The sequence below is a fragment of the Streptomyces triticagri genome, assembly GCF_003429565.1.
In the GTDB taxonomy this organism is placed as follows: domain Bacteria; phylum Actinomycetota; class Actinomycetes; order Streptomycetales; family Streptomycetaceae; genus Streptomyces; species Streptomyces triticagri.
This window is the reverse complement of the sequence record NZ_QUAK01000183.1, coordinates 1-6,699: the sequence shown is the minus strand read 5'-3', so window position 1 is coordinate 6,699 and position 6,699 is coordinate 1. Positions and strand designations below refer to the sequence as shown.

Genomic DNA, 6,699 nt, shown 5'->3' with positions numbered 1-6,699 from the left:
CGCCCGCGGTCGGTGTGGACGCGGCGGTCGGCGCGCTGGCGGCGACGGCCGCCGAGGCCCTGGACGCCGCTGCGGCGGCACGGGGCGGCGCCCGGCCCCAGGTGGCCGTGGTGTCGGCCTGCCTCGCGAACGCCGATCTCCCGGTCGAGGAGGAGGAGTTGGCGCGCGCCGTCGAGGAGCGGGCGCTCGGCGCCACGGTCGAGGTGCGCAACGACACCTTCGCGATCCTGCGGGCCGGGGTCGACGAGCCGCTGGGGGTCGCGGTGGTCTGCGGCGCCGGGATCAACTGCGTGGGCCTGACCCCGGACGGCCGGACCGCCCGCTTCCCCGCGATCGGCCGGATCTCCGGCGACTGGGGCGGGGGCGGGGGCCTGGCCGAGGAGGCGATGTGGTTCGCGGCCCGCGCCGAGGACGGCCGGGGTGCGCCGACCGCGCTCGCCCGGACCCTGCCGGAGCACTTCCGGCTGCCGTCCATGTACGCCCTGATCGAGGCGCTGCACCGGGGCCGGATCACCGCTGAACGCAGGCACGAGCTGACCCCCGTGCTGTTCGCGACGGCCGCCGGCGGCGATGCGGTGGCCCGGTCCCTGGTGGAGCGGCTCGCCGAGGAGGTGGTGGCGCTGTCCGCGGTGGCGCTCGACAGGCTCGGGCTGCTCGACTCGCCGGTGCCGGTGCTGCTCGGCGGGTCGGTGCTCGCCGCGGGCCACCGGGGCCTGGACTCCCGGGTCCGCGAACTCCTGGCCGCCCGGGCGCCGAAGGCGGTGCCGCACGTGGTGACGGCGCGTCCGGTGCTGGGCGCCGCGCTGCTCGGACTCGACCGGATCGGGGCGCCGGCCGCGGCCCACGCGCGCGTGCGGGCGCATTACGGGCAGGGGGCGCCCGGCGCCTCGTAGGACGGCCTCGTAGGACGGCCTCGTAGGACGGCCTCGTAGGACGGCCTCGTAGGACGGCCTCGTAGGACGGCCTCGTAGGACGGTGTCGAGCAGCGCACGGGACGGTGCCCAGGAGTCCGGTACGGGAACCGAACTGATCCGGATTTCGTATTGGAAGGCAGGTGCCGAAGCAGGTGCCGGGGCACCTGGCGACGCATCGATCCGAACAAGATCGCGCAAAGGCTGGTGTCGATGTCGGTCCCTGCCGCCATACTTGGCGACCGGGCACCCCTTCCCCACCGCACAGGGGAGGGATGACCGTCAGCAGACCGAGGGGGAGGTCGAGTGACACACCCGCCGAACGGCAGCACGGCGGCGCCGGACGCGCCGGACGCGCCCACGCTGCCCGCCGTGCCGCCGCAGGCACCGGCGCCTTCGACACCGCCGCCTGCCCCGCTGCCGCCCGAACGCCGCAGCGCCTGGAGCGAGTCCACGGACCGCCTTCGCACGGCCGCGACGACCGAGCCGGGCCGGCTGCGCATCATCGGTGCCGTCCTCGCGGTGCTCGTCGTCGCGTTCGGCGCGCTCGCCTCCTGGCAGATGTCCGCACGCTCGGCCGCCGCGGACGACGTGCTGCACCGCAGCCAGCCGCTGAGCGCCGACGCGGCGTCCATCTACCGCTCCCTCGCGGACGCCAACACAGCTGCGGCGAGCGGCTTCCTGGCGGGCGGTCAGGAGCCGGCCGGCGTCCGCAAGCGGTACCAGGACGACATGGACATGGCCGCGGAGAAGCTGGCCACCGCGGCGTCCAACAGCAAGGGTTCGAAGACCACCACCGACCAGCTCACCCTCCTCGGCAAGCTCCTGCCGGAGTACGCGGAGCGCATCGAGACGGCCCGCACGTACAACCGCCAGGGCCTCCCCCTCGGCGGCGCCTATCTGCGCGACGCGAACGACCTGATGCAGAAGCAGATGCTCCCCGCGGCCAAGAAGCTCTACGACGCGGAGAAGAAGCAGCTCGACGCGGACTACGCGGACGCCAGGGCCTACCCCTGGGCGGCCATCGGCCTCGGCGTGGTCGCGATCGGCGCCCTGGCCTGGGCCCAGCGCCGCAACTACCGCCGTACGAACAGGGTGTTCAACCACGGCCTGGTCACCGCCACCGCGGCCGGCACGGTGGTGCTCCTGTGGCTGTCCGTCGGCCACACGCTCGCCTGGTCGAATCTCAACGACAGCTATGACAACGGCGTCCGCTCGCTGGGCGTCCTCAACGACGCCCGGGTGAGCACCCTGCAGGCCAGGAGCAACGAGAACCTGACCCTGGTCGCCCGCGGCGCGGTCACCGTCCCGGACGGACCGGACGAGGGCAAGGACGCCTACGACGTGGACTACCAGAAGCAGATGGCCCGGCTCGGCCCGAACGGCCCCAACGACCGCTCCGGCCACCTCGGCGTCGCCCGCGTCCTGGCCGACGACGACGCGGGCGCCCGCCCGGTCGACGACGCGGCGGAGGCCGTCGCCGAGTGGCAGAAGCGCCACAAGGCCGCCCGCGACGCGGACACCCAGGGCAACTACGACGTGGCCCTGGCCCGGGTGATCGGCGACGACAAGCCGACGGGTGACTCCTTCGACAAGGCGGACAAGGCCCTGGAGAAGGCACTCGCCCACGAGCAGAGCGACTTCAAGGACGCCGCCGAGAGCGGCAGGGCCGCGATGACCGGACTCCCCGTGGGCGCAGCCGCCCTCGCGGTGCTCGGCGCGGCGGGCGCGGTGCTCGGCATCGGACGCAGGCTTTCGGAGTACCGGTGACAGGGGGCGACATGACCAGGACCGGGACGACGGCGCCGACCGCACGCAGGACCGGGATCGGCCGGCTGCGCGGCTGGGGCGGTGTGGCGGCGATGGCGGCGGCCTGTGTGCTGACCGCCCTGATCGCACTGCTGCCGCTGCAGGGAGCCGGCGGCTCTGCCCTGCCGGAGAGCGGTTCGGCCGACACCCCGCGCGCGGAGCAGGCGCGGGCCGAGGAGTGCAAGGAGCCGGAGCGCAGCCTGCCGGCGTCGGGCGCGGACGGCCCGACCATCAAGGAGATCAAGACCCGCAAGGACAAGCCCAACAAGCTGATCGTCGGCGTCGACCAGAACAGTTACCGCTGGGGATACCGCAACCCGTCCACCGGCAAGCTGGAGGGCTTCGACATCGACCTGGCGCGCGCCATCGCCAAGGACATCCTGGGCGACCCGGACGACATCATCTTCCGCGCGGTGCCCACCAACCAGCGAGTGCCCGCGATCCAGTCCGGACAGGTCGACATGGTCGTCCGCACGATGACGATCAACTGCGAGCGCCTCAAGGACGTGGCGTTCTCCACCGCGTACTTCGAGACCGGCCAGCAGCTGCTCGTCCCGGAGGACTCGAAGATCAAGGGGTACGACGAGACGCTCGCCGGCAAGAAGCTCTGCACGGCCGCCGGTTCCACGGCCCTCTCGGAGCTCGAGAAGCAGGCGTACGGCGCGGACATCTCCACCACGGTGCCGAACCAACTCGACTGCCTGGTAAGGCTCCAGCTCGGCGACGTGGACGCGGTGGTGACCGACAGCGCGCTCGCCGCCGGGCAGGCCGCACAGGATCCGACGGTGTCCCTCGCGGGCAAGCCGTTCACCAAGGAGTACTACGGCGTGGCAATGAGCAAGAAGGCCCCGGATCTGGTACGCCGGGTGAACCGGATCCTGGAGGACTACCGCAAGGACGACTGGGACAAGTCCTACAAGGACTGGCTCGCCGACGACCTGAAGGACATCGACGGCCCCCCGGCACCGAAGTACCAGGACTGACATCCGCAGGAGCGTCCCGGCCGTCGGGGGCACGGCGCAGCGCAGGCACGGACACGTACCCAGCCACAGCGAGAGGTGATCGATGGGCGTCGCGGGATCCTTCCCCGGCTCGGCGGGCCCCGAGGGCCCCGTCATGGACCGGGACGAGGTGGACCGTGCGCTGGCACGCCTGGGCGCGGAGCACGAGGCCGTCGAGACGTCCCTGCTCGCGCTGCAGGACCACGCGGGCCGCCGGCTCCTGGAGGGCGCCGAGCTGACCGGCACCACCCGGGACCGGTGGGCGGTCACCGAGCAGGCGGTCTCCCGCCTCTGGTCGTACTTCGACGCCTACACCGCGGCCCTGACCGCGGCCCGTGAGCTGCGCGCGCGCCGCCGCTGGCCGAGCCGCGACGATCTGGCCGAGCTCACCGACCGGCTGCGCGGCAGCTCGGTGACGGTGGCGAGCAGCCCCGCGCAGGCGGGCGCACCCGGCTCGATCACCGGCCCGGCCAAGCTCTCCGAGCAGTACTCGCTGTCCGAGCTCGTCGACCGGATGAACGACCTGTACGCGAGCTCCCTCGACATGGTGGTGGCCGCCGACGCGGTGTGGTCCGCGCTGCCGGCCCGGATAGACCTGCTCGCGGCCGAACTCGGCCGCACCCGGCAGCTCGCGGCCTCGGTCGGGGTGCGCCCCGGCGAACATCCGGCGGGCGACGACCTGGAGCGGATCACCGACGAGCTGACCACACTGCGCGCCCAGGTGGTGTCCGATCCGCTGGCCTTCTGGCGTACGGCGCCGGGGAGTTCGGCGCCCGGCGGCGGACGCCCCGACACCGAGCGCTACGACCGTGCGGCGCAGGACATCGAGGAGGTGCGCCGCGAGATCGACGCCGTGCTGACCGTCCGGCAGGACGCTGAGCTGCGCCTCGGCCGGCTCCGCGACGTACTGTCCCGGGCGGACCGCACCCTTGCGGAGGCCCGTGCGGCGCGCGGCGAGGTCCTGGCGAAGATCGCCGCGTCCGAGGTGCCGGCCGTCAGCGGGCCGCCGACGGCGCTGCAGGAGCAGCTGGCGACGGCCGCCGAGTACCGCAGGACCGCCCAGTGGCACCGGCTCTCACCGCTCCTGGAGTCCCTGGAGCAGCGCGCGGAGGACGAACTGCACCGGGCCCGCGAGTCGTTGACGGCGGTCACCGCGCCGCTCGCGGTCCGCGCCGAGCTGCGCGGCCGGCTCGACGCTTACAAGGCGAAGGTGGCGCGGCACGGGGCCGCGGAGGATCCACTGCTCATCGAGCGGTACGACGCGGCCCGCCGGATGCTGTGGAGCGCCCCGTGCGATCTGCGCGTGGCCGAGGAGGCGGTGCTGCGCTACCAGCACGCGGCCGCCGAAGTGCTGGCCCCCCGGGTGCCGAACCAGGGCGGGCCGACCGACCGTAGGGGGGAATCTTGAGCACGCAATGCCAGCGCCCGAACTGCGAGGGCACGTACGAGGACGTCGGCGGCGGGGAGATGTACTGCGACACCTGCGGGCTCGCTCCGGTCGTGTCCCCGTCGGGCATGGTGTCGTCGCCGCCGACCGGGGTGACCGGCGGCGGCCGGAGCTCGAGCAGCTCCTCGCGGTCCAGTGAGCGGTCCTCGCGCTCGTCGCGCTCGTCGTCGTCGCGGCGCTCGGTCTCCGGCCGGCTGTCCCGTTCCATGTCCGGGAGTCTGTCCTCGCGGCGCTCGGTGTCGGTGCGCTCGACGGGGGCGACGGGCTCCTCGGGCCGGGAGCGGCTCGGTGCGGGTCTGGTGAGCGTGCCGCAGGTGCCGCGCCCCGACCCGGGCACGATGGTGCAGAAGAACCCGGAGGTGCCCGAGCGCAAGCGGTTCTGTTCGCGTTCCGACTGCGGTGCCCCGGTGGGGCGTTCGCGCGGTGAGCGGGCCGGCCGCACCGAGGGCTTCTGCACCAAGTGCGGCCACCCGTACTCCTTCGTGCCGAAGCTGAGCCCGGGCGATGTGGTGCACGGCCAGTACGAGGTCACGGGCTGTCTGGCGCACGGCGGTCTGGGCTGGGTCTACCTGGCCGTCGACCGGGCGGTCTCGGACCGCTGGGTGGTGCTCAAGGGCCTGCTGGACACCGGCGACCAGGACGCGATGGCCGCGGCGATCTCGGAGCGCCGCTTCCTCGCCGAGATCGAGCACTCCAACATCGTGCGGATCTATAACTTCGTCGAGCACCTCGACCAGCGCACCGGCTCCCTGGACGGCTACATCGTCATGGAGTACGTCGGCGGCAAGTCCCTCAAGGAGATCGCCAACGAGCGCCGTACGGCCGAGGGCAAGCGCGACCCGCTCCCGGTCGAGCAGGCCTGTGCGTACGGCATCGAGGCCCTGGAGGCGCTCGGCCATCTGCACAGCCGCAATCTGCTGTACTGCGACTTCAAGGTGGACAACGCGATCCAGCAGCACGACCAGCTCAAGCTGATCGACATGGGCGCGGTGCGCCGGATGGACGACGACGAGTCGGCGATCTACGGCACGGTCGGGTACCAGGCGCCCGAGGTCGCCGAGGTGGGGCCTTCGGTCGCCTCCGACCTGTACACGGTGGCGCGCACCCTTGCGGTCCTCACCTTCGACTTCCAGGGGTACACGAACGTCTTCGTGGACTCCCTGCCGGACCCGGACAACATCGAGGTGTTCCGCACCTACGAGTCGTTCTACCGGCTGCTCGTACGGGCCACCGACCCGGATCCGGCGCGCCGCTTCTCCTCCGCGCAGGAGATGGCGGACCAGCTCACCGGCGTGCTGCGCGAGGTGGTGGCGCTGCAGACGGGGCGGCCGCGGCCGGCCCTGTCCACCCTGTTCGGGATCGAACTGAAGGTCACGGACACGGAGTTGTTCGCGGAGTCGGCCGGTGAGGTGTCCCGGCTCGGCCTGCGGAAGGTGCCGGCCGGGCGGATCGGGCGGCAGGCCGGAGGGGCGCCCGATGCCGCGGCGCTGCCGGCCGGCGGGGCGACGCCGGCACTGCCCGCCGCCGGGGG

The 6,699-nt window shown here is 73.1% G+C and carries 5 protein-coding genes; all 5 read left to right on the top strand.

Annotation, left to right across the window (positions count from 1 at the left end; translation table 11 throughout):
* On the top strand, positions 1 to 893 hold an 893-nt coding region (locus DY218_RS26070; protein WP_128558581.1), incomplete at its 5' end, for an N-acetylglucosamine kinase.
* A 324-nt stretch (positions 894 to 1,217) separates the two neighbouring features.
* Entirely contained in the window at positions 1,218 to 2,681 is a 1,464-nt protein-coding gene (locus DY218_RS26065) for a hypothetical protein (RefSeq protein ID WP_128558580.1), read from the top strand.
* Between the two features lie 11 nt (positions 2,682 to 2,692).
* On the top strand, positions 2,693 to 3,703 hold the full coding sequence (locus DY218_RS26060) for a glutamate ABC transporter substrate-binding protein (protein ID WP_233521908.1): 1,011 nt from the start codon (positions 2,693 to 2,695) through the stop codon (positions 3,701 to 3,703).
* Between the two features lie 82 nt (positions 3,704 to 3,785).
* The gene (locus DY218_RS26055) at positions 3,786 to 5,129 is read left to right on the top strand and encodes a hypothetical protein (RefSeq protein ID WP_128558579.1); all 1,344 of its coding nucleotides are present in this window, start codon (positions 3,786 to 3,788) and stop codon (positions 5,127 to 5,129) included.
* Positions 5,126 to 6,699 (top strand): serine/threonine protein kinase (locus tag DY218_RS26050; protein WP_199566859.1); only part of this gene is annotated, 1,574 nt, incomplete at its 3' end. The genes DY218_RS26055 and DY218_RS26050, both read left to right, overlap by 4 nt.

Bases quoted from the DNA above. Each gene is read 5' to 3' on its own strand.
- DY218_RS26060 (WP_233521908.1), top strand. From the start codon at position 2,693: ATGACCAGGACCGGGACGACGGCGCCGACCGCACGCAGGACCGGGATC.
- DY218_RS26055 (WP_128558579.1), top strand. From the start codon at position 3,786: ATGGGCGTCGCGGGATCCTTCCCCGGCTCGGCGGGCCCCGAGGGCCCC.